This is a genomic window from Acinetobacter sp. TAC-1 (genome assembly GCF_029025845.1).
In the GTDB taxonomy this organism is placed as follows: domain Bacteria; phylum Pseudomonadota; class Gammaproteobacteria; order Pseudomonadales; family Moraxellaceae; genus Acinetobacter; species Acinetobacter guillouiae.
This window is the reverse complement of record NZ_CP118892.1, coordinates 134,807-160,414: the sequence shown is the minus strand read 5'-3', so window position 1 is coordinate 160,414 and position 25,608 is coordinate 134,807. Positions and strand designations below refer to the sequence as shown.

At 37.1% G+C, this 25,608-nt stretch carries 21 protein-coding genes; 10 read left to right on the top strand and 11 right to left on the bottom strand.

All coding sequences use genetic code 11. The features are described 5' to 3' along the window. Positions 1-2: 2 nt before the first annotated feature. Complete coding sequence (znuB, locus tag PYV58_RS00710; RefSeq protein WP_004723435.1) at positions 3-803, top strand: zinc ABC transporter permease subunit ZnuB; 801 nt, start codon at positions 3-5, stop codon at positions 801-803. Positions 804-837: 34 nt separating this feature from the next. Here the strand turns inward: znuB and PYV58_RS00705 are convergent, their stop codons facing one another. Together PYV58_RS00705 and PYV58_RS00700 are read right to left on the bottom strand one after the other, a co-directional pair. Further along, on the bottom strand, positions 838-1,458 hold the full coding sequence (locus PYV58_RS00705; RefSeq protein WP_034617240.1) for a LysE family translocator: 621 nt from the start codon (positions 1,456-1,458) through the stop codon (positions 838-840). Positions 1,459-1,530: 72 nt separating this feature from the next. After that, complete coding sequence (locus PYV58_RS00700) at positions 1,531-2,151, bottom strand: LysE family transporter (protein ID WP_004823696.1); 621 nt, start codon at positions 2,149-2,151, stop codon at positions 1,531-1,533. 162 nt (positions 2,152-2,313) lie between these two features. Here PYV58_RS00700 and PYV58_RS00695 point away from each other — a divergent pair, with 162 nt between their 5' ends. Continuing rightward, on the top strand, positions 2,314-3,234 hold the full coding sequence (locus PYV58_RS00695) for a Dyp-type peroxidase (RefSeq protein ID WP_004823695.1): 921 nt from the start codon (positions 2,314-2,316) through the stop codon (positions 3,232-3,234). 76 nt (positions 3,235-3,310) lie between these two features. On the opposite strand, the gene PYV58_RS00690 is transcribed toward PYV58_RS00695, so the two are convergent. The 5 genes from PYV58_RS00690 to PYV58_RS00670 all read right to left on the bottom strand — a co-directional run bounded on the left by PYV58_RS00690 (position 3,311) and on the right by PYV58_RS00670 (position 12,857). After that, positions 3,311-4,192 (bottom strand): hypothetical protein, encoded by an 882-nt coding sequence (locus PYV58_RS00690; RefSeq protein WP_034617241.1) that lies wholly within the window; start codon positions 4,190-4,192, stop codon positions 3,311-3,313. A gap of 376 nt (positions 4,193-4,568) precedes the next feature. Beyond that, complete coding sequence (locus PYV58_RS00685; protein ID WP_227504276.1) at positions 4,569-5,312, bottom strand: RND transporter; 744 nt, start codon at positions 5,310-5,312, stop codon at positions 4,569-4,571. Then, on the bottom strand, positions 5,309-7,651 hold the full coding sequence (locus tag PYV58_RS00680) for a LysM peptidoglycan-binding domain-containing protein (RefSeq protein ID WP_275059687.1): 2,343 nt from the start codon (positions 7,649-7,651) through the stop codon (positions 5,309-5,311). The genes PYV58_RS00685 and PYV58_RS00680 overlap by 4 nt, the downstream gene beginning before the upstream one ends. A gap of 20 nt (positions 7,652-7,671) precedes the next feature. After that, on the bottom strand, positions 7,672-10,974 hold the full coding sequence (locus PYV58_RS00675) for a type VI secretion system Vgr family protein (protein WP_034614978.1): 3,303 nt from the start codon (positions 10,972-10,974) through the stop codon (positions 7,672-7,674). Positions 10,975-11,159: 185 nt separating this feature from the next. Beyond that, on the bottom strand, positions 11,160-12,857 hold the full coding sequence (locus PYV58_RS00670) for an NAD-dependent malic enzyme (RefSeq protein ID WP_034614981.1): 1,698 nt from the start codon (positions 12,855-12,857) through the stop codon (positions 11,160-11,162). A 324-nt stretch (positions 12,858-13,181) separates the two neighbouring features. Here PYV58_RS00670 and PYV58_RS00665 point away from each other — a divergent pair, with 324 nt between their 5' ends. After that, on the top strand, positions 13,182-13,778 hold the full coding sequence (locus PYV58_RS00665; RefSeq protein WP_034614927.1) for a hypothetical protein: 597 nt from the start codon (positions 13,182-13,184) through the stop codon (positions 13,776-13,778). 5 nt (positions 13,779-13,783) lie between these two features. On the opposite strand, the gene PYV58_RS00660 is transcribed toward PYV58_RS00665, so the two are convergent. Then, complete coding sequence (locus PYV58_RS00660) at positions 13,784-14,053, bottom strand: DUF2798 domain-containing protein (RefSeq protein ID WP_004823682.1); 270 nt, start codon at positions 14,051-14,053, stop codon at positions 13,784-13,786. Between the two features lie 58 nt (positions 14,054-14,111). After that, positions 14,112-14,531: a hypothetical protein gene (locus PYV58_RS00655; RefSeq protein ID WP_034614930.1), complete on the bottom strand. Its 420-nt coding sequence runs from the start codon at positions 14,529-14,531 to the stop codon at positions 14,112-14,114. Between the two features lie 194 nt (positions 14,532-14,725). Between PYV58_RS00655 and argS the strand changes: the two genes are divergently transcribed. From argS to PYV58_RS00620, 7 genes are all read left to right on the top strand, one after another. Further along, positions 14,726-16,516 (top strand): arginine--tRNA ligase, encoded by a 1,791-nt coding sequence (argS, locus tag PYV58_RS00650; RefSeq protein ID WP_004823680.1) that lies wholly within the window; start codon positions 14,726-14,728, stop codon positions 16,514-16,516. 145 nt (positions 16,517-16,661) lie between these two features. Continuing rightward, positions 16,662-17,255 carry an SPOR domain-containing protein gene (locus PYV58_RS00645; protein ID WP_034614933.1) on the top strand — a complete coding sequence of 198 codons (594 nt, stop codon included), beginning with the start codon at positions 16,662-16,664 and terminating at the stop codon, positions 17,253-17,255. 445 nt (positions 17,256-17,700) lie between these two features. Next, positions 17,701-18,420 (top strand): two-component system response regulator CreB, encoded by a 720-nt coding sequence (creB, locus tag PYV58_RS00640; RefSeq protein ID WP_034614935.1) that lies wholly within the window; start codon positions 17,701-17,703, stop codon positions 18,418-18,420. Positions 18,421-18,423: 3 nt separating this feature from the next. After that, positions 18,424-19,887: a two-component system sensor histidine kinase CreC gene (gene creC / locus PYV58_RS00635; RefSeq protein WP_004823678.1), complete on the top strand. Its 1,464-nt coding sequence runs from the start codon at positions 18,424-18,426 to the stop codon at positions 19,885-19,887. 113 nt (positions 19,888-20,000) lie between these two features. Next, positions 20,001-21,413, top strand: a complete 1,413-nt coding sequence (gene creD, locus PYV58_RS00630) for a cell envelope integrity protein CreD (RefSeq protein ID WP_275059686.1) — start codon at positions 20,001-20,003, stop codon at positions 21,411-21,413. Between the two features lie 69 nt (positions 21,414-21,482). Continuing rightward, positions 21,483-21,707 (top strand): hypothetical protein, encoded by a 225-nt coding sequence (locus PYV58_RS00625; RefSeq protein WP_004823676.1) that lies wholly within the window; start codon positions 21,483-21,485, stop codon positions 21,705-21,707. Between the two features lie 59 nt (positions 21,708-21,766). Next, positions 21,767-22,123, top strand: coding sequence for a RidA family protein (locus tag PYV58_RS00620; protein ID WP_004823675.1), 357 nt, complete (start codon positions 21,767-21,769; stop codon positions 22,121-22,123). A gap of 60 nt (positions 22,124-22,183) precedes the next feature. Here the strand turns inward: PYV58_RS00620 and PYV58_RS00615 are convergent, their stop codons facing one another. Next, positions 22,184-22,708 (bottom strand): DUF2726 domain-containing protein, encoded by a 525-nt coding sequence (locus PYV58_RS00615; RefSeq protein ID WP_004823674.1) that lies wholly within the window; start codon positions 22,706-22,708, stop codon positions 22,184-22,186. A gap of 431 nt (positions 22,709-23,139) precedes the next feature. After that, positions 23,140-25,545 carry a YgiQ family radical SAM protein gene (locus tag PYV58_RS00610; protein WP_034614941.1) on the bottom strand — a complete coding sequence of 802 codons (2,406 nt, stop codon included), beginning with the start codon at positions 25,543-25,545 and terminating at the stop codon, positions 23,140-23,142. Positions 25,546-25,608 lie beyond the last annotated feature (63 nt).

The window sequence follows — 25,608 nt, the reverse complement described above, 5'->3', positions numbered from 1 at the left end:
CCATGATGGAATGGTTAGAATTACTGTTACCTGCATGGATTATGGGAACACTTTTAGTGTTTCTAACAGCTCCGCTAGGTTGTTTGATGCTATGGCGCAGAATGTCGTTCTTTGCTGACACGATGGCACATGGTACCTTGCTGGGTGTCGCTTTAGCCGCTGTTTTAACTTTACCGCTTTGGGTCGGTGTTACCTTTACTGCGATCCTCTTGGTGGCGGTACTTTGGGTTCTACATGACCCGCGTTTACCCAACGACGCCTTACTTGCATTATGTGCTGCGACCTTACTTTGTTCTGGTCTATTGTTAATTCAACATTTACCCGCATTACGTCCTGAATTATTAAGTTATTTATTTGGTGATTTATTAACAATTGAGTGGTCAGACCTACCTATTTTTGCAACTGTGATTATTGTTGCTTTAGCTGTTCTCTACCGTTACTGGCAAGCACAAATTCAAATTGCGATTGATCCTGATATTGCAGTAAGTGAAGGCGTAAACGCCAAATGGCAACGCTTAATTTTTATGTTGTTATTGGCTTTATTCACCGTACTCGCTTTACGTGCCGTCGGTTCGTTATTGATGGGGGCGTTATTGGTCATCCCCGCACTGGCTTCACGTCTTATTTCTCACTCACCGAAACAAATGGTGATGGGGGCGTTTGTGATTGCTCAAATTGGTGTGACTGTGGGTTTATGGTCAAGTGCAGCCCTGAACATCTCTACAGGGCTAAGCATCGTATTAACCATGTCTTTGCTGTTTGCTGTGATTTTCTGTGTAATGAAAGTAAGAAAGATGGCTTGATTGATCAATTCCATCTTTAGGCCCCAATCAATATTTAAACCATGCTTTTTAATGAAACATATAATCCATATATAGCAATGACAATCAAAATTAATCCGCAAAGCCCTAATATTTTTGGATAAATTTGACTTTTAGAAAGCTTATTAAACGACAGATAGACCAAAGATAACGTGAGAAAATCTAAAATAATCCATGTCACGACTAAGATAACCAGACTGGTATTTATATCAGCATGAATATGAATAAACTGCGGAAAAAATGATGAAAAGAAAATGATATCTTTAGGATTTGAGATACCCACTAAAAAGCCTTTGCTGAGACCACCATCCACAGGCGACAACATCGTATTGAGTTGATGCTCCTGTTGGGATAACACTTCTTTTAGAATTCCATAACCTAGATAGGCAATATAAAGACATCCTAAAACTTTAATGATCAAGAAAAGGGTTTCATTGACACTAAACATGCCTTTTAAAATTAAAATAGAGGCTGTGATAAGTACCAAAGAAGCCAAATTTGTCCCAATAATGGTCAGTAAAGACTGTCGATAGCCGCCTTTTAAACCTGCACTTGCAACCAAGATCATGACTGGACCAGGCGTTGCAATCATGATAATCACACTAATGGCATACAAATAAAATTCTAAATAATTCAAAGCATCCTCGAAACAATGGCTTATTTATATGGTCAAATCTCTAACACATAGCTCATTTAATCGCCTATGTTGTTATTGGTGCACCAGGCTTAATAAGCCAGCGGCACAACTAAACAATACGGCAAAAGTACGGTTCATATATTTTTGTTGTTTTGGTGATTTTAATAGTCTTAACACTTTGGCTGCCAATCCCGTATAACCAGCCATGACAATCAAATCAATGGTAATCATGGTCACCGCCATAATCACATACTGAATCCATTGTGGTTTAGACAAGTCTAGAAATTGTGGTAAAACGGCAAGTAAAAAGACGATAGCTTTTGGATTACTGATATTGACAATAAAGCCATATAAGATCAGCTTGGGAATAGATTTTGTCGGTTGCTCAGTTGGGATATCTATCGACTGTGTTTTCGTCGTCCATTGTATGTAGGCTAAATACAGTAAATATAAAACCCCAAACCATTTCACCACGAAAAATGCCAGCGGTGTGGTTGCAAACAATACCCCAACCCCTGCTGCGACAATCGCAATTTGAACCAACAATGCCAGTTGTAAACCGATTGCATTCCAATAACCACGGCGAAAACCATAATTTAGACCGCTCGACATAGACGCGATCGCACCCGCACCAGGTGAAATACTGATCACCCAGCACGCCAACATATAGGCAAACCAGACTTGATACGACATAACAAAAGGATAGAAAACTTTTAACACGCTATTATAGCGGTTTTAAAACGATACATTTCGATTAATTTAATTGGTAAAAAGTATAAGACTTTACTATTCAGCTGTTGCTTGATCATGCACAATAAGAGTATTGATAAATAAAAATTGAGGAGCCATCACCATATGACAGCCCAATCTGTAATTCTACCTTTACCTTCTAATCATGCTCGTTTCATTGTTTTAAATTTAAAAAATCTGTCTATTGATGGTTTAAAAGAACAACTCAATGCGTTGTTAAGTACACGTGATCGCCTAATCACTCAACATCCTGAAGCCGAAATCAAGACCTCAATCGCTTTTGGTCCTGAACTTTGGGCAAAACTTTATCATACAACTCCTGAAGGGTTTAAACAGTTAGAACCGATTCAAGGCGCATTTGAGATGCCAGTGGTTCCTGCTGATGTTCTGATTCATATTGCGTCTGCACGTACAGATATTTGCTTTGCGCTTAGCCAATCCTTTTTTGATGGTATCCAAAATCAAGTTGAAGTTCTGGATGAACGGGTGTGCTTCCGTTATCTCGACGGTCGTGACCTGACTGGTTTTATTGATGGTACTGAAAATCCTCAATTCCCTGATGATCGTGCTGAGACTGCGTTATTAGGTGAAGATTCAGGTATTTTTGAAGATGGATCTTTTATTTTTGCACAACGTTATGTACATGAACTTGAAAAGTGGAAACGTTTAAAAGTTGATGCACAGGAAAATGTGATTGGTCGTTCTAAATTAGAAAGTATTGAGATGGACGATGAACACAAACCTGAAAATGCCCATATTGCTCGTGTTGTCATTGAAGATAATGAAGGTGAAGAATTAGAAATCCTACGCCACTCTCTTCCTTATGGCGATGGTCAAGGCGAGCAAGGTCTATTTTTTATTGCCTATACCAAAGACTTAACCCGTATTGATCGTATGCTAGTCAATATGTTTGGTACTCAAGGCGATGGGATTCATGACCGTTTGCTGCACTTTGTAACACCTATGGATGGTGCTTATTTCTTTGCGCCGAATGAAGAAGTGTTGGAAGAGATTTTGGAAGATTGAAAGAAATCCATTAAATAAGCAGCTTTATAAAGCTGCTTATTAGTTTCAAAGGTTAGGTATCGAATCTCAAAGAAAATCAATTTAATTTTATATTTTTGTTATTCCCCATAGAATCTTTATAGTTTAAATTATATTTTCCATCTATTGAGTAGCTTTCTCCAAGATTAAAAACATCAACTTTTGGCTTTATTCTTATCAAATAAAAAAATGTAGTAGAACCATTATCTGTATCATGATATTTTTCACCAATAATAAATTGTGAACTTCCAATATTAGGAAGAAATTTAACCCCATCCAAATTTAAATTATTAATTTTATTATCACTTAATACACCATAAATTTCTGGTGATATATTTTTCACATCGTCCAACTTATATACATGGTTCTCTGAATCACTCAACTTTTCACATTTACTTTGAGAGTTACTTTTTAAACACTTTAAGAAGTAATTTGAAAAATTAGGAATTAATACCTTTTTCAAATTGCTTTCTTTAGTACTTTTGGGTGAAGTTTCAGAAATATTTGTTTTTACAAAACTTCCATTTATCACCTTGAAACATAACTTTGAATTACTATAATCATCTCTATATGCATAAAAATCGCCTGTAACACACAAGCTATCATTATTCACCGAATAATCAAATTTGGATTTATAATCTATCTGATAATTTAAAGGATAAACTTTTAAATCTTTTTGATTTAGTGCAACTATTCTAAAATATTTTCCGTCATTGATTTTAATTATTGTATAATTACTATTAAAATTTGGTTTATTCCCAACATTTTTTTTGTATAAATTAATTTTATCTGCTTTGCAATAAAAATTATCCACATCATAATCAAAACCACAAGGTTCAACTTTTATTTTTGATGTAACATCCTTCTCAACAGATTTCGCATTACAACCTGTAATTGCAAAAAAACTAGAAAATATTAATATTCCAAACTGCTTTTTCACTTGCCATCTCACTTTTTGTGCTGCTGATGATATTGATAGATCTTTTCTAAAATTTGTTTAACCATTTATGTAGAACTTGAGTTTGAATAATTGGCACTAATTTCATAATAGTATTTTGTAATCATAACAATAGCACCTATGTATAGTGCTTATTTTTACAACAAATAAAGATATTTTGGAAGGCTGGTAAAATCAATTAATAATAAATTTATTAATTACAGTGTTTGAAAATAATATCTTACAGAAAACCAAGCAATCTTAATGAAAAATCAGTATAATCAAAACAGAACTCTTATATTTATTAGCTATCTATCCATTAGTTTCAGTATTTATTAAAAAATCGCACTCTAAAAATTAGACTGCGATTTTAAAACCTTCATTTTATTTGTTGAATTTGCATAAAACCTTCATTACATTCAAGAATTGAACCTTTTAAGTCCTCGCATTTAATTTTATTATTTTTCATTAACTTAAATTTAAACCCGTTATTAATTTTATGCCCTGGTTTAAATTCTTTTGATAAAACTGCCCAAATAGCAGGGTTGTTCTGCTCATATACAGAATCTACACTGTACGTATTTAAAGAATCATCTACGCTAATTCTTTTTATATAATTTTGATCTAGAAAATTATAATCATACTGACCATTCTTATTACGAGAAACACTTGTGTTATTTACTTTAACAACAGCAACTTCTTTTGCTTTCTTATTAAAAATATAAAATTTCTTTATAACATAAAAATCACCTCTTAATATGTTTTCCGTATATTGTACAAAACCAATAAAATTGTTATCAGAAAAGTAAGGTGAAATAACATACCTATTCAAACCATATATTTTGTTTTTATCTAAAGTATATAAAACATCTCCTTTCTTCAAAAGAATACTATAAGAATTAGCACCATTATTATCGCCAGAATTCAAAGAGTTTTCTTTAGTTATAATCTCATAATCTTTATCTATTTTTACAGACTGCCCAAGTTCATTAATACTTTTGTAGCCTTGAGAAATACCACTATTTGAATCATCATAAAGAATAATATTTTTCGCCTGCAAAAAGCTTGGTATCAACAGAGCTAATATTAAAAATATTTTTCTTAAATACATATCTAATCTCATCGTTTTTCTTTAGTTGGAGGTAATGGGTTATTAAGTAAAGGATACGGATCAAAACGCCCAACTAGACCTCTACCATCTTGATCCTTTGTTGGTAATGATTTGTTCCCTTTCCCATGATCCTTCAAATACCAAACTTCAAAATGTAAATGGCTACCTAATTCAACTGTTGGCATTACATGTGCATTTCCACTACAGCCAGTTTTTCCTAATGGAGTGCCAGCATCAATCCATTGTTCATCACTTTCAAAACTATTGATTTGACTCAAATGGGCGTAAAAAAACCAAACAAATGTTATATCCGGATAGCGTTTTCTTATGTAAGATTTTTGTTTATCTGGTAAATCATCTACTTTTACTTGCAATGTAATAGATGCTCCAAAACTACTATCTCCTTTAGCATTAAAATCCCTATTAACAGCATATAAAGTTCCTGAAGCAACAGCCTTTATTTCATCTCCAACTTTTGCTTCTAAATCAATACCTTGATGCGCTCTTGTTCCACCATTTCTGACCATGCCAAATGTGCAAGATTTTGCAACTGCAGCATATTTTCCTGCAGACCTCATTCTATTTACTCTTAATGGATCAAACCAGACATTTGCTCCACCAATTTTTGTTTCCTGTTTTTGTTCCTGTTTTGCTTCCTGTTTTGCTTCCTGTTTTGCTTCCTGTTTTTGTTCCTGTTTTGCTTCCTGTTTTGCTTCCTGTTTTGCTTCCTGTTTTTGTTCCTGTTTTTGTTCCTGTTTTTGTTCCTGTTTAGAATTTAAAACTTTCTTTTCTATATCCACCATATTAGATTCATGTAATCCATTTGTATTTAACATAAATTCTAAGGTATGAACTTTTGTATCAATCAAATTTTCATACATCCAAATTTTATAAGCTTGAATATAATTATTATTACCTTGCTTTAAGTATTTAGCTTGAACTTTTGCACTCACATTCGATTTAAAGTTCTTTTTGGCCGTATCTTCATCAATACTATTTCTCATGATCAAATATGCTGTTCCAGATGATTCATGATGACAAAAATATATCAACTTGCTCATTTCTAATGGATTTAAACTATCAACCCCACTAGTATCTAAACCATTCTTCTTTAATCTGCGCTTTAAGCCCTCTAAATTTTTTTTTGCAGACAAAGCTATAGTATCAATTGATAATCCTGCATCTGTTCTTAGTGAGTTTATCCAGTTGATATCATTGCTATTCAACTTAACTATAGGTTCTTGTAATTTCTTCTTTTTTTGTTCTTCAGTACGCTGGTCATCAGAAAGCGTATAGTTTCTCCAACGACCACTTCCAACTAACACCTTATACCCTTTCTTCTTAACTATATATTGATTAAGCTTACCCGTTTTATCTGTTGCTAATTCCAACCAAGTTGGTGTAAAAAACTGACCTAAACCGACTCCCGTTCCTTCTGGATTTACTGCTTTTGAATCCCATTTATTTTCGACTTTCCCTCCACCTGTTTCGATACAAATAAGAGCTGCTATTGTCGCTGCATTTATGCCATATTTTTTTTCAGCATCCAGAATATCTTTTCTATAAACTTCATTTGCAGCAACCAGTCTCAAATTTCCTTCAATTCCGACCTTAGCAATAGCATGTGTTTTTTCTCCTCCTTCAGTTCTAATCGATTTGTCGATTGTTTCAGGTAAATTAGTTGGAGGTTGTTTTTCTTTTGGTTTTTGTAAACTCCCACTAGCTGGAGTCTTCTCCCCACTAGCAACCAATACTCCTTTTTGATTATTTAACTCCTTATTATCTTCAACTACTAGAGGGCCTGAGGATAATGTTACATCTTGCTTCTTTGCTATTTCTTTATTCTTATTTTTTAAATCAACTTTAACATCTTTTACTTTTTGATTCTCAGTACCCTCTTTATAACCATATACACCGTATGATTTCATCATTCTTGAAGTTAAAATTAATTTCTTTTTCCCTAAAGGCAATTTCTTATGATCAGCAATTAAATAAAAGCCTTTTTGGTTACTTTTAAAATAAACTTTAATCCCTTTAGTATGATCTTTAACAGCAATTACAGAAGAATTTCCATTTAATATTTCAATTTCCTTTTTTATACCATCATATTCTAAATTTAATATGGCTGTATTAATTGGATTAAATGCTAAATCCAGTAATCGAATAGTTAGAAATGTGTCAATTTCTTCTTCAGGTGGGCATAAATATATTTTTTGCCCAATACTTATATTATGAATTCGTCGCCCAGTTAAGTTATTCCAGTCAGCTAAATTGTTTAAAGGAATTCCATAGTGTTTTGATATCCCCCAAAGTGTTTCACCTTTTGCAACATTGTGTATCTTCTTATTCATTTATTCATACCCACTAAAATTTAATCAAGTTGTGAACCATGGTCGCCCGGTTCTAAAATCATATCGTTACTACTCTCATCATCGATTTCATCATCATAAAAAGAGCTAGACCATTGATCAAAACCTAAATATGCAGAATATTTCTTAGCATCGTCGCTTTCTAATAAGGCTGTTAAACCACTTCCATCAGTTAATCCTTCCCATAGTGTCTGTTTTTCTAAGTCATCAAACACTATAACTTTAGCTTCAGGAATTGCCTCTCCAAATATTGAAGTAAATAAAAATTTAATTGCAGATGGACCAACCTTCGGCAATTCAGGTATATCCGAAGACACCTTCTCACCACTGGTAAACAACTGTTGCCCCGACTTCACTTCAAACTTTCCACCAGTTTTAATAAAGACACCACTACCATTGATAACCAGCTGAGTACCACCTGCTTTTAAGTCAATTTCTTTAGAACTGGTCAGCTCAATCTTATCTTCAGTCGCGATCAGTTTAATCACTTTCTTCGCAATGATTTCAATCAAGTCATCCTGCGCCTGAACTTTGATCGGACCCTTTGCAGCAAAAGCACTTAAACCTTTCTGTGCTGCAAACAAGCTGATCTTATCTTGTGCATGACCGACAATATTCTTCTGTGCACTTAAATTAATTGAGCCTTGCGCACTTTCAGCAATATCTTGTGAAGCTTGTAAGACAATATCTTCTGGGGTTGTCAGTGCAATCCCATTGGGTGAAGCCAGTAACATCAATGCCTGACGAAAGATCTTACCTTGCTCTTGTTTGGCACTATCACCACTATTTTCTAAGTCTTTTGTATAACTCTCCATAAAGCCCTGTAAAGAGCCTAAAGCCTGCATCGGATTCACATCCAATTTACTGCCTTTATTAAAAGTTCCACAAACACTGGTTAAATCAAAATCCTTAATTTCAACATTGGCAATTACCTTACCCACGTCTTTTAAAGCGCTTAATGGTTCTGAATCAAATTTGTCTTTTAAACTGGTTAATTTACCTTTTAAAACATCTGAACCATGTTCTTCAATATTTTCGATAAAACTCTTTAAGTTCTCAATCGACTCTTTGGAATCATTAAAAAAGTCTTTAAATTCATCTACAATATTCTTGGTATCTTTACCAAATTTCTGGATGTCCTCGATAAAATCACCACTGTTTTTCAGTGCTGAAATTGGATCATTCCCCACAGCATTTTTAAATAAACCCACGGTTGCCTGTAAAGCCTGATTTGCACCTTTTAGTTCTAAAGAGTTAATCAGTTTCGGTAAACGATTGACAACATTCAAGGCATCTGTTTGTTGTTTGACTGCTATTTCACTCAGCACTTTCATACTTTCTGCACCTTGATTTAACAAGGACTGCGCTTGTGCTGCTTCTAAGTGGTCTGCAATCGCATTTTCTTGGGCATACGTCGTGATAAGCATGCCTTTGCCTGCACGCATGGCACCATAAGCATCGGTTCTTAACTCAAAACCTTCACCACGCCCATTGCTGGTTTCCTTATCTTTCGGATGGCTTAAGTTCCCAAGGTTAAGTTGTGTTGCTGCATGACTACTTTGTAGCTGCGTGCTGATTTGGCCTGTTGTATCATCAAAGCGGAGTTGGTTAAAACCTGATCCACCTACTTCCGATGAGCGAATACCGCTTAATTTTTTGGTATCAGGCAACTGGCCTTTGATATCAAACATGGTTTGATGACGTTCTGCTTCATGTAAACGTCCCATCACAAATGGACGGTCGACATTGCCATCAAAGAAATCAATCACTACGATTTCACCAATTCGTGGGTGGAATCTTGTGCCATAACCTTCTCCCGCCCAAGAGGTCAATACATCAACCCAAGCTGAGTCTGTATCATTGTCATTCGAGCCTGCACCACCATCATGACTATTGTCATCGGTACGGGTGAAGAGGAAACGAACTTTGATCCGCCCCCATTGATCGACATAAATCGTTTCGCCTTGCGGGCCAACCACTTTGGCACGTTGTGGAAATGCAGAAGGTCTATGTGCTAAAGGGTTATACTCAGGAACGATCGGGATTCTACGGCGTACCAAGGACAACTCATTGGCTTGACGCTGGTCTTTAATTAAATGGTTCCAATAATTTAAATTAAGCAGCTTGGATAACTGATCTTGTAACTCTTTAGGTAAGTTATTTTGATTGTAAAAAGTCTTACCTAAGATTAAGAACTCACGATCCGAACCATCATGTTGATCAATTTCAGGGTGTTCTCTTAATTCAAACCAATAGCCAACTTGCGCATCACGCACTGAACTGGTTGCAGTAAAATATTTGGACTGTAATTCTTGGTATTGTGTTAGTTGGGTATTTAATTTATCAACTTGAGCTGAACTGGAAACTGTGGTTTGATCTTCGCCATTGAGATCACTGGTCCAAGCTGGGCTAATTGTCCAAGCCTGCTCTAAGCTTAAAGTTTCATTGTCTTGTTGATCACTATGTTGGTGATTACTTAACTGGCTATCGCCCTGATCTTGTAAAAGGCTATCCGCTTGCCAACGTTGTACTTGTATTGCTGTTGATTGAATTGAGCGCTGGGCAATGAGGCTGGTGATCGTGTCAAAGCGTTCTGTTGCATGACTGCGATGGAAACGAATACTTCGTCTAGGCATTGCCTCATATTGCGTATTGTCATCAATGAGACGTAATTTTTGTGCCTGAATCTGCGTTGCCGAAATAGGCACAATTCGTACAGATTCATCAACTAACCAGTTAATACCTTCACTGCGCCACAAGCGAGTTAAAAACTCATAATCCGTTTCATTGGCTTGCATTACAAAAGGACGGATATCGTATTGTTTTTTTAAACCACTACTGTCCAGACTTAAACTGGCAGAAAATAAGGCACTTTTCGCTTGCCACTCTTTAAATAAGATTTCTGATATTTCCAGAACACTTTTGTTCATAAAAACACGGCTATTACGACGCTTATGCCAAAGACTGGTTGCATCTTCAAGCGTTAATTTATAAACGCTTAACGCCCCATCACTCTGCCCTTGGCTTGCCCCTGTTACAATTCCAGTGGTTCGGTACAGTTCACCAAAATCGGTGACTTGATCAACTGCAACCTGACACCCGATAAATTGTTTTAAAGCAATATGCGCATTGGTTGAAAGGCAGAGTAATTCTGCCTTTAAGCCTTGGTTGATCTGTTGTTGCCCCTGAATGCATTGCAAGAATACACTGCTGTTTAAGGCTTGATTTGAGAATTGAACGTGGATCGCTCGTGTTTGTAGTCCCAAGCCAAAACTTTCAAGTAAAGTATTAATATTTCTAAGCATTTTATTTTTAAATGTTAAATTTTGTATAATAGTATTATAACTAATGTTCAAAAAATATAAACAGACCTAAATTACTTTTTATAAAAAAACTACAAATAACTAAATAAATAACATGATTACTTAAGGTTATTTTAAGGTTAATAAAAAAGGGCGTATAGCCCCTTTTTTACAACATCCAAAAAACTCTAGAACGGAACACGTTTATAATCACGATATTCTGGTTTCCAGAAGTTCTGTTCAATACTTTCTAGCAATTGCTCATCACTGATCATCGGCGCTACACCATCTTGAATAGCGGCTTTAGCAACTTTAAATGCGATAATTTTAGACACTTGCTGCAATTCATTTAAATCAGGCAATAAATCTGCGTGGATATCTTGCAACTTCGGTGAACAATCTGCCAAAGCTGAACTTGAAGCCATCAGCATATTGTCCGTAACACGGGTTGCTTGAACTGCTACCACACCCAAACCAATACCAGGGAAAATATAAGAGTTATTGCACTGTGAAATCTGATAGGTTTCACCATGATAATTCACAGGGGTAAATGGGCTACCTGTCGCAATCAATGCTTTACCATCAGTCCATTGAATAATATCAGCTGGCACGGCTTCAACTCTTGAAGTTGGGTTGGATAAAGGCAATACAATCGGATATTCACAGTTTTCAGCCATCGTTTTAATGATTTCTTCTGTAAATAAACCCGGTTGACCGGATACCCCAATCAATACGGTTGGTTTGGCATTTTTCACAACATCAAGCAGTGAAATGATTTCCTCAGCATTGCCCCAATGTGCAACATCTTCAGGTTTCTGCGCAAGTTTACGTTGGAAATCTAATAAGTTTGGCTGATTTTCAGTGATTAAGCCAAAACGATCCACCATAAATACTTTGGCACGCGCTTCAGCATCCGTCAGGCCTTCAGCAACCATCTGTGCAATAATTTGTTCTGCAATACCACAACCTGCTGAACCAGCCCCTAAGAAAGTAATTTTCTGGTCTTTGAGCTGTTTACCTGCGGCTCTACTCGCAGCAATTAAAGTACCAACGCAGACTGCCGCTGTCCCTTGAATATCGTCATTAAAACAACAAATCTTATCACGGTATTTTTCAAGTAAAGGCATGGCATTTTTTTGTGCAAAATCTTCGAATTGAATCAATGCTTTTGGCCAACGACGTTTAACCGCTGCAATCACTTCATCGACAAATTCATAGTATTCATCCCCACTGACACGAGGTTGCGACCATCCCATATAAATCGGGTCATTCAATAATTGTTGATTATTGGTTCCCACATCTATGGTAATCGGCAATGTATAGGCTGGACTAATACCACCACATGCGGTGTAAAGAGACAGTTTTCCAATTGGAATACCCATGCCGCCAATACCTTGGTCGCCTAAACCAAGAATACGCTCACCATCTGTGATTACAATCACTTTGACGTTTTTACGGTTTACGTTGTGAATGATTTCATCAATGTATTTACGGTCAGGATAGGAAAGAAATACTCCACGATGACGGCGATAAATATCGGAGAAACGCTGACATGCTTCACCCACTGTCGGTGTATAGATAATCGGCATCATCTCACTTAAGTGGTTTTCAATCAGGTGGTAAAACAGCGTTTCATTGGTGTCTTGAATATTTCGTAAATAAATATGCTTATTGATCGCTTCACTGAAAGAACAGAACTGTTGGTATGAACGTTGACTTTGTTCCTCGATACTTTCGATCACATGAGGAATTAAACCGTGTAAGTTAAATTGAGTTCGTTCTTCTTCTGTGAAGGCTGAACCTTTATTTAATAAAGGCAGCTCTAATAAGGCATTACCTGCATAATGAATATATAGAGGATATTTTTTCAGGGTTTCCGTTGGCATTTCCATTCTCATTGAAGCAGACTGCCTGCTTCTATCTTTTGCTAAGCTACGACTTTGGTCTGATACAAGCTTAAGCCTATTTTTGACTAAATGGGTATTTAGATACGTGATAATGATATTCAAAGTATTTTACAGAATGATAAATTATTCTCAGTTTTGCGGATCAAATTCTCTTTTTTAAGCAATTTAATATTTTCCCCTAAAATAATGAGCCATGATCCCGCCATTAAAACTGCATATTTGTACGCAATTTTGACCAATCATTGATTTTTTTTCGGTTTAGATTTATTTTGTTTAAAATACGATGAAGCTAAACCAATAACAATGAACACAAAGATCTCTCTACTCCTTCTTAGCACAGTCATTGCATGTACTGGCTGCCAAACTGCAAAAAAAGTATCTTCTGGTGTTTCTAAAACCACTGAAAAAGTCAAAAATATGGTGGGCTTAGGCGAAACCAAAGTTCCAGAAGTTGATCAACAAGGCGTGGTTGATGTCAGTAAAGCCACCCTTGAAAAACTAGAACAAATGAAGATCAATATGCCCACTGGACAATGGGTCTATATTGAAAATGATCTTCAAGGTATTTACACCTTACAAAACAAATCCAGTGATGGAAACGTCCTATATTTGCGTTTGAATTGTAAGATTCCTTCGCAGAAGTCTGGTTTTACAATTGAAGATAAAGATGGCAAAGAGCTGCTTAAAGCACATGATGCGCAAACGGGTCAAGTTCAATTCTTAATCGACAATAACAACTATGGCAATCCATTTGACTTAGTCAATGCGAAAAAAATGCCGACATTTAAAACGGCACTGAGCAAAGCCAAAGTGATTAAAATCTTTAACAATTCCAAACTTTATACCTTTACAAATGGCCATGCTGAATTGCTTAGCAAGCCTGTCACATGTAAAGAGTAGATCCATTATTTAGGCATATCCACAAATACGGCGGTTAAACGTCGTACTAAGGGTAAAACAATCAGAACCACAGGATATGCCACAGCCCATGATACCATCCATGCAGCAAGCCATTTGGTCCAAAATCCGTTAATCAAACCCACATTGATCAACATATTAATCAATGACACCATGCCACTCATTAAACAAGATAAGAACAACGGCATAATCCATGCTGCAAATTTTGCAGGGAGTTTTGGGATATTGCCAATAATTGTGGGAGGAGTATTTGACATATATCGCTCTAAATTTACCAACAGGACACATTTTATTCTTTTAATGGACCTGAAACAATTAATCCTTCCACATAACATCGGCCACATTTTGCCATTTGATTTGATTGGGCAAATTTAAAGGCTGATCATAGAGCTCAGATATCACATTGATTGCATCATCGAGTGAAATAATTGAATTTAAAGGGAGCCATGTGTCATCACCAACATCAAATAACGTTAAGTTCAGATCTTCATTGCAAGACAACCACGACTCACCTTGTTGGACAGTAGGGATATTTTTATCGTAACGCAAAATCAAGTGAGTCGTATCTACCCACCAAAACAATAAAATGATCTGACCTTGTTTTGGCATATCTAGCGCAAGATAACCTGAATTTGAATATTCCAAGTCTGTGGCCTGAATCTTCGCAAACAACTGTATAACTTGTTCTTTTTCTAAAATCTCATGATCGATTTGATCTAAAAAACTCACAAACATATTTTTTATCCTGTGATTAAAGCAGTGTAATCCGTCAAGTCCATTTGAAATCTAAACGCCAATACACAGTGAAATTGAGCATACCGACATTTTTCTTATCGAATAAGTTTTATTCTATACAAATGCATTCACCTAAAAGGCGCAAAATTTGCTATATTTAGCGTTTTTCTGCGACATTTATTTCTCTATAGATTATGAATACGGCCATACAAGCAGCTCTTGATCATGCAGTGCAATCCCTACAAGCTGAAGGGACTCTTCCATCTGACTGGAAAAACACGAGTGTTTTAACGCGAACTAAAGACCGAAGCCACGGTGATTTCGCATCAAACATTGCCATGATGGGCGCTAAAGTTGCTGGTATGAAACCACGTGATCTTGCAGAGAAAATTTTGGCAAATTTACCCGAAGTGGTTGATATTGCCAAAGCTGAAATTGCGGGTCCTGGTTTTATCAACTTCTTTTTAAATGCCGATCAACGCTTTACTGTGTTGGATCAGATCCAAGCACAAAAAGAACAATTTGGTAAAACCCAAGCAAATGCAGCCAAGAAAATTCAGGTTGAATTCGTTTCTGCAAACCCAACCTCTAGCCTGCATGTAGGTCATGGTCGTGGTGCTGCATATGGTATGACTGTTGCAAACTTACTTGAAGCAACAGGTGCCAAAGTTGAACGTGAATATTATGTCAATGATGCTGGCCGTCAAATGGACATCCTCGCCACATCAACTTATTTACGTTATTTAGAATTAAGCGGCCAAACTTTAGTTTTTCCTAAAAATGCTTATCAAGGTGATTACGTTAAAGAAATCGCCCAAGGTATCATCGACAAACATGCTGATGCTTATGTACGTAGTGTGGCTGATGTTTACAAAGATGTTCCAGAAGATGTGCAATATGCTGAAGAGCTTGATGCCGATGGCAATAAAGTGGTTATTTCAGGCGATAAAGAAAAGCACATTGATGGCTTAATTCACAACTCACAAGCTTTAGTGGGTGAAGGTTATCGTGTATTCCATCAAGCAGCTTTACATGCCATTTTAGATGACATTAAAGATGACCTTGGTGAGTTTGGCGTAACGTTTAATCACTGGTTTAGTGAAGCATCTTTGGCTGAAAAAATTGATGAAGCCTTACAAACATTAGACCAACGTGGTTTTCTTTATGAAAAAGATGGCAACATTTGGTTTAAATCAACTGAATTTGGCGATGAAAAAGACCGTGTAGTCAAACGTCGTAATGGACAAACCACGTACTTTGCCTCTGATATTGCCTATCATTTAAATAAATTACAACGTGGCTTTACTGACCTTGTTGATATCTGGGGTTCAGACCACCATGGCTATATTGCACGTGTTAAAGCTGCAATTGATGCGATGGGCTATGACTCATCTAAATTGACGGTACTTTTAGTACAGTTCGTCAGCTTATGGCGTGGTGGTGAGATGGTACAAATGTCATCTCGTTCAGGTCAATTCGTGACATTACGCGATCTTCGTAAAGAAGTCGGCAATGATGCAGCTCGTTTTTATTATGTGATGCGTAAATCTGAACAGCACATTGATTTTGATTTAGATTTAGCGGTATCTCAAAGCAAAGACAATGCCGTGTATTATATTCAATATGCACATGCTCGTATTTGTCGTATGTTAGAAAAAGCAGCAACAACAAATATTCAATTTGATACTGAAAATGCACGTCAATTTGCTGCAAAATTAGAACTTGATGCTGAAACTGAAATTTTAGCGAAACTCGCGGCTTATCCTGAAGTGCTTATTCGCGCTGCAAATAATTATGAACCACATCAAGTTGGTAATTATTTGAAAGAACTTGCTGCTTTATTCCATGGTTGGTACAACGAGAATAAAGTATTGGGTGATGATGCGGAATTGACTCAAGCCCGTTTATTGCTTTCAGCAAATATCAAACAAGTCTTACATAATGGTCTTGAATTATTGGGTGTATCTGCACCTGAAAGTATGTAAGTCAAGAATTGCTTTACATGTTCCCAAGACCAAGGTCTGGCTCAAAGTAAGCATTGAAGTGTGTAATAAATCATTACTTTACATCGTGTTCAAGCAAAACTATGCTTGAACACGATCTAAGCAATACATAATAAGAGGGTTCCACGTGTTTGGAAAAACGCAACGCGGTGTTTCAGAAAGGCCAACCAAACCTAAACAACCATTGATTCCTAAATGGTTAGGGATGCTTGTCGTCATTTTAATCGTGTTAAGTTTTGGTGTCGCACTGATGCTCTGGAAACCGTGGGCGCCCGTCCAACCCAAAAACGAAATCACGTCTGAGCATTATCAAGAAGATACCAACAAAGACTATCGTTTTTATGATCTGTTACCTCAACAACAGGTTACCCCTATTCCTGAACAAGCTGTTCCTGAAAGCAGAAATCAACAACAACCTGTAATTGTTGAAGCACCTGCTCAGTCTGAAAATGTTGATGTTGGTGTAAATGCTGAACGTACAACACCTGTTCAACCCGAATATATTTTACAAGTTCGTAGTTATGATGATCCTGATGCTGCCGATGCACGTCGTGCTGAAATTATCTTAAATGGTTTATCTGCCGATGTGGTTCAAAGCACAGAAGCTGGAAAAACTTGGTATCGTGTGATTTCAGGCCCTTATGAATCACAAAATGCAGCAGTGATTGCCCAACAAACCTTACAACATAGCGGTATTGACTCTATTGTGGTTAAACGCTGATGCAATTTTCAGGTATGGCCTGATCAATCAATCGTTAAAACAGGATGCTTTGGCATCCTGTTTTATTCTTTAAAATCGTTTTTTAACCTTATTTAGATATGTGGGCAAATTGCATAATTTTTACTCAAAAGAAATATAATTCGATAAAAATTTACCCAAATTGATCAAAATTAGAGTAATCTATTTTCCGCAATACATTACCCATGTCGTTGCCGAGATATCAAAAGTCACCAATACTTTTGATTTGCTGTCCTGTGATTGGCGTGACGATCAAATCCGAAGATTACAGGACGCTCAGAAATTCACATGGGTAAAAGCCCACACCAATAGGCATTCAGCCAATTTCAAACAATAAAACAGTTCATCTAAACTTCACTGAAAATTCATTCGCCTAAGTATTTCAATTTGAGTACACTCCTATTGAGATTATGAGTTTTTAAATGCAATGAATAATAAAAAACAGATTTTATGTGTAGAAGATGATGCTGCTATTCTTATGCCGTTACGTTACGCACTTGAACGAGAAGACTGGCAAGTGACTTGGGCCAATTCAGGCCTGCAAGCCATTGATTTTATTCAACAGAAACCCTTTGATTTTATTATTTTAGATGTCGGACTACCTGATTTAAATGGTTTTGATGTCTGTAAAAAAATTCGTCTCTTTAATCATACACCCTTGCTATTTTTAACCGCACGAGATGATGAAATAGATCGTATTGTGGGCTTAGAAATTGGCGCAGATGACTACTGTACCAAGCCATTTAGTTCGCGTGAAATTGTGTCTCGGATTAAAGCCATTTGGCGCAGAATGGAGATACAGAATCAGTTACAGCACATTTCACAGCCAAATACACAGCTTTCTACAACGCCAGCTAAAGTTTGGCAATGCAATGATGAGGCTTTACAAATCCATTACTTAGGCACAATACTTCAGCTGACTCGCTATGAATATCGCTTACTTAAATTATTGATTCAACGCCCTGAACAGGTGTTTAGCCGTCAACAATTGATGGATCATGTATGGGAACACCCTGAACATAGTTTAGAAAGAACTGTCGATACCCATATCAAAAGTATTCGCAATAAACTTAAGCAGATCTCTCCTGAGCAAGACCCAATCGAAACCCATCGAGGTTTTGGCTATAGTTTAAAAAGGCAAGGCTAAACCATGTCCATTTTTATTCGTATTTGGTTCTTCTTTGGATTGATCATCTTGCTGGGTTTATGGTTTATGTCTTATACCTTCAATCAACAAGTAAAGCCCAATGTACGACAGGTCGTAGAAGATACTCTTGCGGAAAATGCTAATATTATCGCGATGTTAGTGGCTGAAGATGTCTATGAAAATAAAGTCAGTACCGTTCAGTTTGATGAAAAAATTCAAAAAGCACTGAATCGAAAACTCAATGCCACGATCTGGAAACATAATAAAAATGAGATCAATCAACAAATCTATATTACCGACAACAAAGGTATCGTCATTTATGACTCACAAGGTATCGCCACAGGACAAGATTACTCACGATGGAATGATGTTTACCTAACCTTAAAGGGAAAATACGGGGTTCGCTCTACACGCAGTTATGAAAAGGACAGCAATAGCAGCACCATGTTTATTGCAGCGCCAATCTATTATCAAGTTGGTCAACAACAGCAATTGATTGGCGTTGTCAGCATTGGAAAGCCCAATATTTCAGTACAGCCTTATATTCAGCGCGCTGAAAATCAGCTGATCCGACAAGCCGCTTGGATTACATTACTCAGTCTGTTTCTTGCCAGTTTGGTGGCCTATTGGCTAAAACACAGTATTGACCGTGTGCGTAAATACGCGCAGGCACTTGCCCCTGTCAATCAAACGCCCTATTTTCGTTCAGCAAAAGAACTCAATCAAGTTGCTCAAGCCGTTGAAAATATGCGAGAAAAACTCGAAGATCGTGCTTATGTAGAACACTATGTCAATACACTGACCCATGAACTCAAAAGCCCACTTACCGCAATTCAAGCCAGCGCAGAACTACTCAAAGAAGATTTACCATTAAATGATCAACAACAATTTGCCACGCATATTCATGAACAAAGCCAGCGCTTACGTAGCCTGATTGATCGGATGCTCTTATTGACCCGTCTGGAAAAATCTAAACATCAAATTGAAATGCAAAATTTCAATTTATCTGAACTGATTCAACAAACTTTAGACCAACATGCCAGTCAAATTCAGGCCAAAAAAATCCAGTGTTTACTGGATATTGAAGCCAATTGTATGGTTGGTGCAGATCGATTTTGGATTCAACAAACCCTTGCCAATATTTTAGATAATGCCCTAGATTTTTCTGCAGATTCAGCAAAAATCCTGATTCGGCTTCATCGTCAAACACACCAACAAGTAGAATTACAGGTTTTTAATGAGGGCGAATGGATTCCAGATTATGCACTTACGCAAGTGTTTGATACTTATTTTTCCTTGCCTCGTCCGATTAGCCAGCAACGCAGTTCTGGTATTGGACTGAGCATTGTTAAACAGGTCATTGAACAACACCATGGACAGATTCACATTGGCAATATTCAAGGAAATGAAATCACCATCTTACAACCCCACCAAAAAGGTGTATTGGTAAAAATTCAATTGCCTTAGCACGGCCAAACTTCACTTAAAATTCATATAAAAAACCGATACACCTCAAACAAAGCACATTGCTGTTTCGCACACTCAACACTGACAAAAAACAACGGCGAAGGAAAACAGCGATGCGCTCCAACTTTATTACATTCAAAATTATTGCAATCGCAATTTTAGTTGCCTTATTTTGGATAGGCTTACTCTTTATTACCAGTCTGGTCTCAGAACGACAAGATTATCAACGGGCATTTCTGAAAGAAATTGCACAAAACAATATTAGTCCTCAAACCGTGATTTCACCGTATATCCGTGTGCCCTACAATGAGCAAAAAAACTGCCTCGATGAAAAAAAGGTGGCCTATTTGTGTACTGAGGAACAATGGCTATATATCAGTGCTGACAGCACACAATGGTCATCCAACTTTAATGTTTCGGACAACACTTATAAACGTACCATCTATCGAGCAATTAGCTATACCGCCAATCTCATGGCCAAAGGGGTATTCCAAAAACCAACACTTGAAAAGAAAGATTACCAATGGGACCGAGCTGAAATTATCTTCCCTGTACATGATCCTCGTGGCTTAGATACACAACCGAGCTTAAACATGCTCAATAAAACTTATGCCTTTGAAATGAGTGCTCAAGGGAGTAACAGTTCTGGTTTTGATTTTATTTATATTTCTGCAAAAAAATATCCTGAATTAATCAATGCCATTCAAAATGGTTTTACTTTTGATTTAACCGCCAATATTACGGGTCTGGGGAAATTCACCCTGATCCCAACCAGTCGTAGCGTCACTTATCAGGCCAAAGGCAATTGGGCGGATACCAAATATTCAGGACAAAACTTACCTTTTGCAAAAACCAGTACACCACAACAATTCACCGCACAATGGAAAAATATTGCTCTAGGTCATCAAAACATCAGTAAATTGATTGATTGCGACAACAATGAGTGTATTCGCCAGTTTAGTAATGGCTATTTTACCCAAGAGCCAGCTTATATGGGTGAACCTAGTCAAAGTATTGGTTTATCAACAGAATTCCTAGAATCAGTCAATGTCTATACACAAACAGATCGTGCGATTAAATACGGTATCGTGATTATCATCATCACCTTTGCTTGTTTCTTTCTCTTTGAAGTGCTTAAAAGCTTACGGATTCACCCCATTCAATATTCTTTGGTGGCGATGGCTCAAGTGGTGTTCTTTGTTTTACTGCTTTCGATCAGTGAATACTATGCCTTTGCATGGGCTTATTTCGTTGCTGGAATTGCCTGTGTCGGGCTCATGAGCTGGTACTTATACTATGTGATGAAAGGTTTTAAAGCCGCTGGCCTATTTAGCATCATCCTGAGTTCACTTTATGCCGTGATGTATATGCTGTTGCAATCTTCAGGCAAAACCTTCCTAATTGGCTCTATCATTTCATTTGTTTTACTTGCTGTGGTGATGTTTATTACACGGCATATCGACTGGTATCAAATCAACAATAAGCCTGAACAAAAACTCAAATCCTATACACCTCCGCAAGCTTGATAACGGCACAGTGAATAGCTCAAAGCGATTCACTGGCTTTAAAATAGATTCTAAATAATAGGTATTTCAATGAATATTTCCATACTACAGGAGCAACAAAACTTTAAGCAGTTGCAACAACTTTGTCCTCTGCAATGTTCAATTGCATTTTGTTTAAATCAGTTACGTGGTGCGCAAATTCAATTTTTAAATTTAGGCAATTTCATTATTTGCCCAGAATATAACTGTTTGATTATTTTTAAGTATAAAATTCTCATTCGTATAGATAGATTCACCAACAAGCAACAAAGTTGATTTGCAGATTGTAAATCATGACGTAAAATTTAAAACATAAACAAACTTTGAGAATGATCATGACTGTACAACGTTTGCACGTAGAAAAACGCTTTTCTGAAATCGCAATTTCGGGAAATTTAGTTCACTTGGCGGGTCAATTGGCTACGGATTTAAGTTTGGATATCAAAGGGCAAACTCAACAAACCTTAGATATCATTGATCGTTTTCTTGCAGATGCGGGCACAGATAAAAAGCATATTATGTCTGTGATGATTTTTTTAAAAGATATTGAAAATGATTATGCAGGAATGAACGAAATCTGGGATACATGGTGTTCAGATATGCAAGCTCTGCCGAGAACTTGTGTAGAAGCAAAGCTTTATCGACCTGATGTTTTAGTTGAAATGACGGTTGTTGCGGTCAAACCAGAATAAACTCGTTATTTAATTTTTGGAAAGCGTAAAAAATGCATGTTTAAACATGCATTTTTTTGATTAGCTATATGCGCGATTTGAGTACAGATCAAACTTCCCCAGTACATGTTCCTCCAACATTTGCGAATGGTTCATTTCTGAAAATTCTGTTAAAAAATCTTCTCGCAAATCCTGATATTCTGGAATTCCCATATAACGAATCACGCGATAACCTGCCGACTGTAACAAAGCATCTTCATAGGTATTTTGATTCGAACGCTTAATCGCATTGGTATCATCTAAAGCAATCACAGCTAAAACTTTATAATCTTTGTCCAGCACAACAAAATTTGCAAACATTTGCTGATACTTACGACGTGTATGTAAATATTTTGTCGTTAACAAGGCATCAAAAGATACATGAGCCAAGATATTGGCTTCAGGTAAAATTTCTTTTAAACGCGTAAACGTAATTTGTTCATGTGAGTTAAATACTGCTCTTCTTCGTAAAGCACTATCTGCTTGTTGCTTATTTTTCAATCCTTTATAAGCAGCACCAATCACGACAGCAAGTAATATCAGACTCGCAACGATTATCATGTCCATTTTTCATTTCCTAATTCTTTATTATAATTTGGTCTACGACCAGTTCTTGTGTATCAAAGATACTATTTTTAATCAGTTCAATTTTGTAATATGCCAGACGCATTCTCATATTTGCTTTTTCAAAATAATCAAATAAATCACATTTTTAACTTATTTATTGAACTATTATTTGTTTTATTCACTTGGTATTTCAACCAAATGAATTGAATTGCACCTCATATATAGCGTGTATTGAATGCGAATACAACTGAATTTAATGAATCTTGCGTACTATTGTAGGACAAGGATATTCGAGAATTGTGTGTTTTTAGTACACTAAAGTTTTCAACAGTTTACAGAGAGTTATCCACAGTTGCGTATTTTTATTATTCAATTGCTAATTTAAGAAAGGATGCTTAGGCATCCTTTCTTATTACTTTCTCAAACAGCAACTAAGCTCTACTTTTTGACTTAGACTTTGTTTTGCTATTTCCAGCAAATGGTTTTTTATCACCCGTTTCACGCGGCGGTAAACCTGTATGTTGCGTCAATATTTGACCACGTTCAGGACGCTTTTTGGTATTGGAAGGACGCGATTGCGTTTTTGCCTGTGAATTACGGCTATCCCCAGTACGCTTTTGCGAATCACCGTCTACAGTCGAGTTTTTCTTACGCGCAGATTGGTATTGTCCTTCTGTTCCTTGCGGTTGATAAGTTGGAATCAGATGATGCTTAGAATTACCAATCAAATCTATTCGGCCCATTTCACGTAATGCATCACGTAGTAATGGCCAGTTGTTTGGATCGTGGTAACGCAAGAAGGCTTTGTGTAAACGACGACGCTTTTCACCTTTGACAATATCCACACTTTCGGTATAACGAGCCACTTTGGCCAACGGGTTTTTCCCCGTGTGATACATCGTGGTCGCTGTCGCCATTGGTGATGGATAAAAGGTTTGCACCTGATCGGCACGGAAGCCATTTTTCTTAAGCCAGATCGCAAGATTCATCATGTCATAATCCGTTGTTCCCGGATGCGCAGCGATAAAGTACGGGATTAAATACTGTTCTTTACCCGCTTCCTTACTAAAACGATCAAACATCTGTTTAAAGCGATCATAGGTTCCGATTCCCGGTTTCATCATCTTCGACAATGGACCTTTCTCGGTATGCTCTGGAGCAATTTTTAAATAACCGCCAACATGGTGTTGAACCAGTTCTTTGACATATTCAGGGTTCAATACCGCAAGGTCATAACGTAAGCCTGAACCAATCAGAATCTTTTTGATGCCTTTTAATGAACGTGCTTTGCGATAAAGTTGAGTAAGTGGCGCATGGTCAGTATGTAAATTTTGACATACACCTGGATACACACAAGAAGGTTTACGACAGTTCTTTTCAATCTCAGGATCTTTACACTGCAAGCGATACATGTTTGCAGTTGGGCCACCTAAATCTGAAATGATGCCTGTAAAACCTGGGGCTGTATCACGAATTTTTTCAACTTCACGTAAAATTGATTCTTCTGAACGGTTTTGAATAATACGACCTTCATGTTCGGTAATCGAACAGAATGTACAACCACCAAAACAACCACGCATGATATTTACAGAGAATTTGATCATATCAAATGCAGGGAAACGCGCTTCACCATAAGCTGGATGTGGTAAACGCGCATAAGGCAAGTCAAACACATAATCCATTTCTTCGGTGGTCAATGGAATCGGTGGTGCATTTAACCATACATCACGTTCACCATGCTTTTGTACCAATGCACGAGCATTCCCGGGATTGGTTTCAAGATGCAAGATGCGGTTGGTATGTGCATAAAGTACAGGATCAGTTGCCACTTCTTCAAAAGCAGGCAAACGAATCACAGCCAATTCACGTGGTGGTAATTTATGTTTAATCGCTTTGGATGTCGGCAATAAACGTACAATCTGGGTATTCTCATCCAGTTGATCACCTTCACGAACAACAGGATTTGCCACCAATTCTTTTTGGAAATTTTGATATTGGGTTAAAGAATTTCCTTTGCCTTGTTCAATTTCACAACCATCTAAATCTTCAGTCATTACATAAGGATTGATGATTGGATCAACACGACCAATCGCATCGACATCATTCGATGCAATTTCAACAAACTTGGCTTTAGAAACACGATTAATTTTATTGACGATAAATGCAGTACCACGAACATCGGTGATTTCATGAATTTTTTCGCCTTTGGCAAGACGATGCATAACTTCAACAACAGACCGTTCACCATTGCCATACATCAATAAGTCTGCTTTGGAATCCATCAGCACTGAACGACGAACTTTGTCTGACCAGTAATCATAATGTGCAATACGGCGTAATGATGCTTCGATACCGCCCAATAATACGGGTACATCAGGAAATGCTTCACGACAACGCTGACAATATACAGTTGCAGCACGGTCAGGACGTTTATTGGGTAGATTATCTGGTGAATATGCATCATCAGAACGGATTTTACGGTCAGCCGTATAGCGGTTGATCATAGAATCCATATTACCCGCGGTCACACCCCATGCAATATTCGGTTTACCTAACACTTTAAATGCTTCAGCAGAAGTCCAATCTGGTTGTGCAATAATCCCGACACGGAAACCCTGTGCTTCAAGCGTTCGGCCAATAATTCCTGAACAGAACGATGGATGATCGATATAAGCGTCACCACATACCAGAATAAAGTCACAACTATCCCAACCGAGTTGATCCATCTCCTCGCGTGACATTGGCAAAAATGGTGCTGGTTCAAAGCACGATGCCCAATATTTGTCATAATCAAACAACGCAGTAGGCGCTGTCTGAGCAGTATAAGCGGTCGACATGATGAGTTTCTCGATTGGCAGTTGGCGATCGGGAGAGATCTAAAATGAAAGTTGATCATTTTA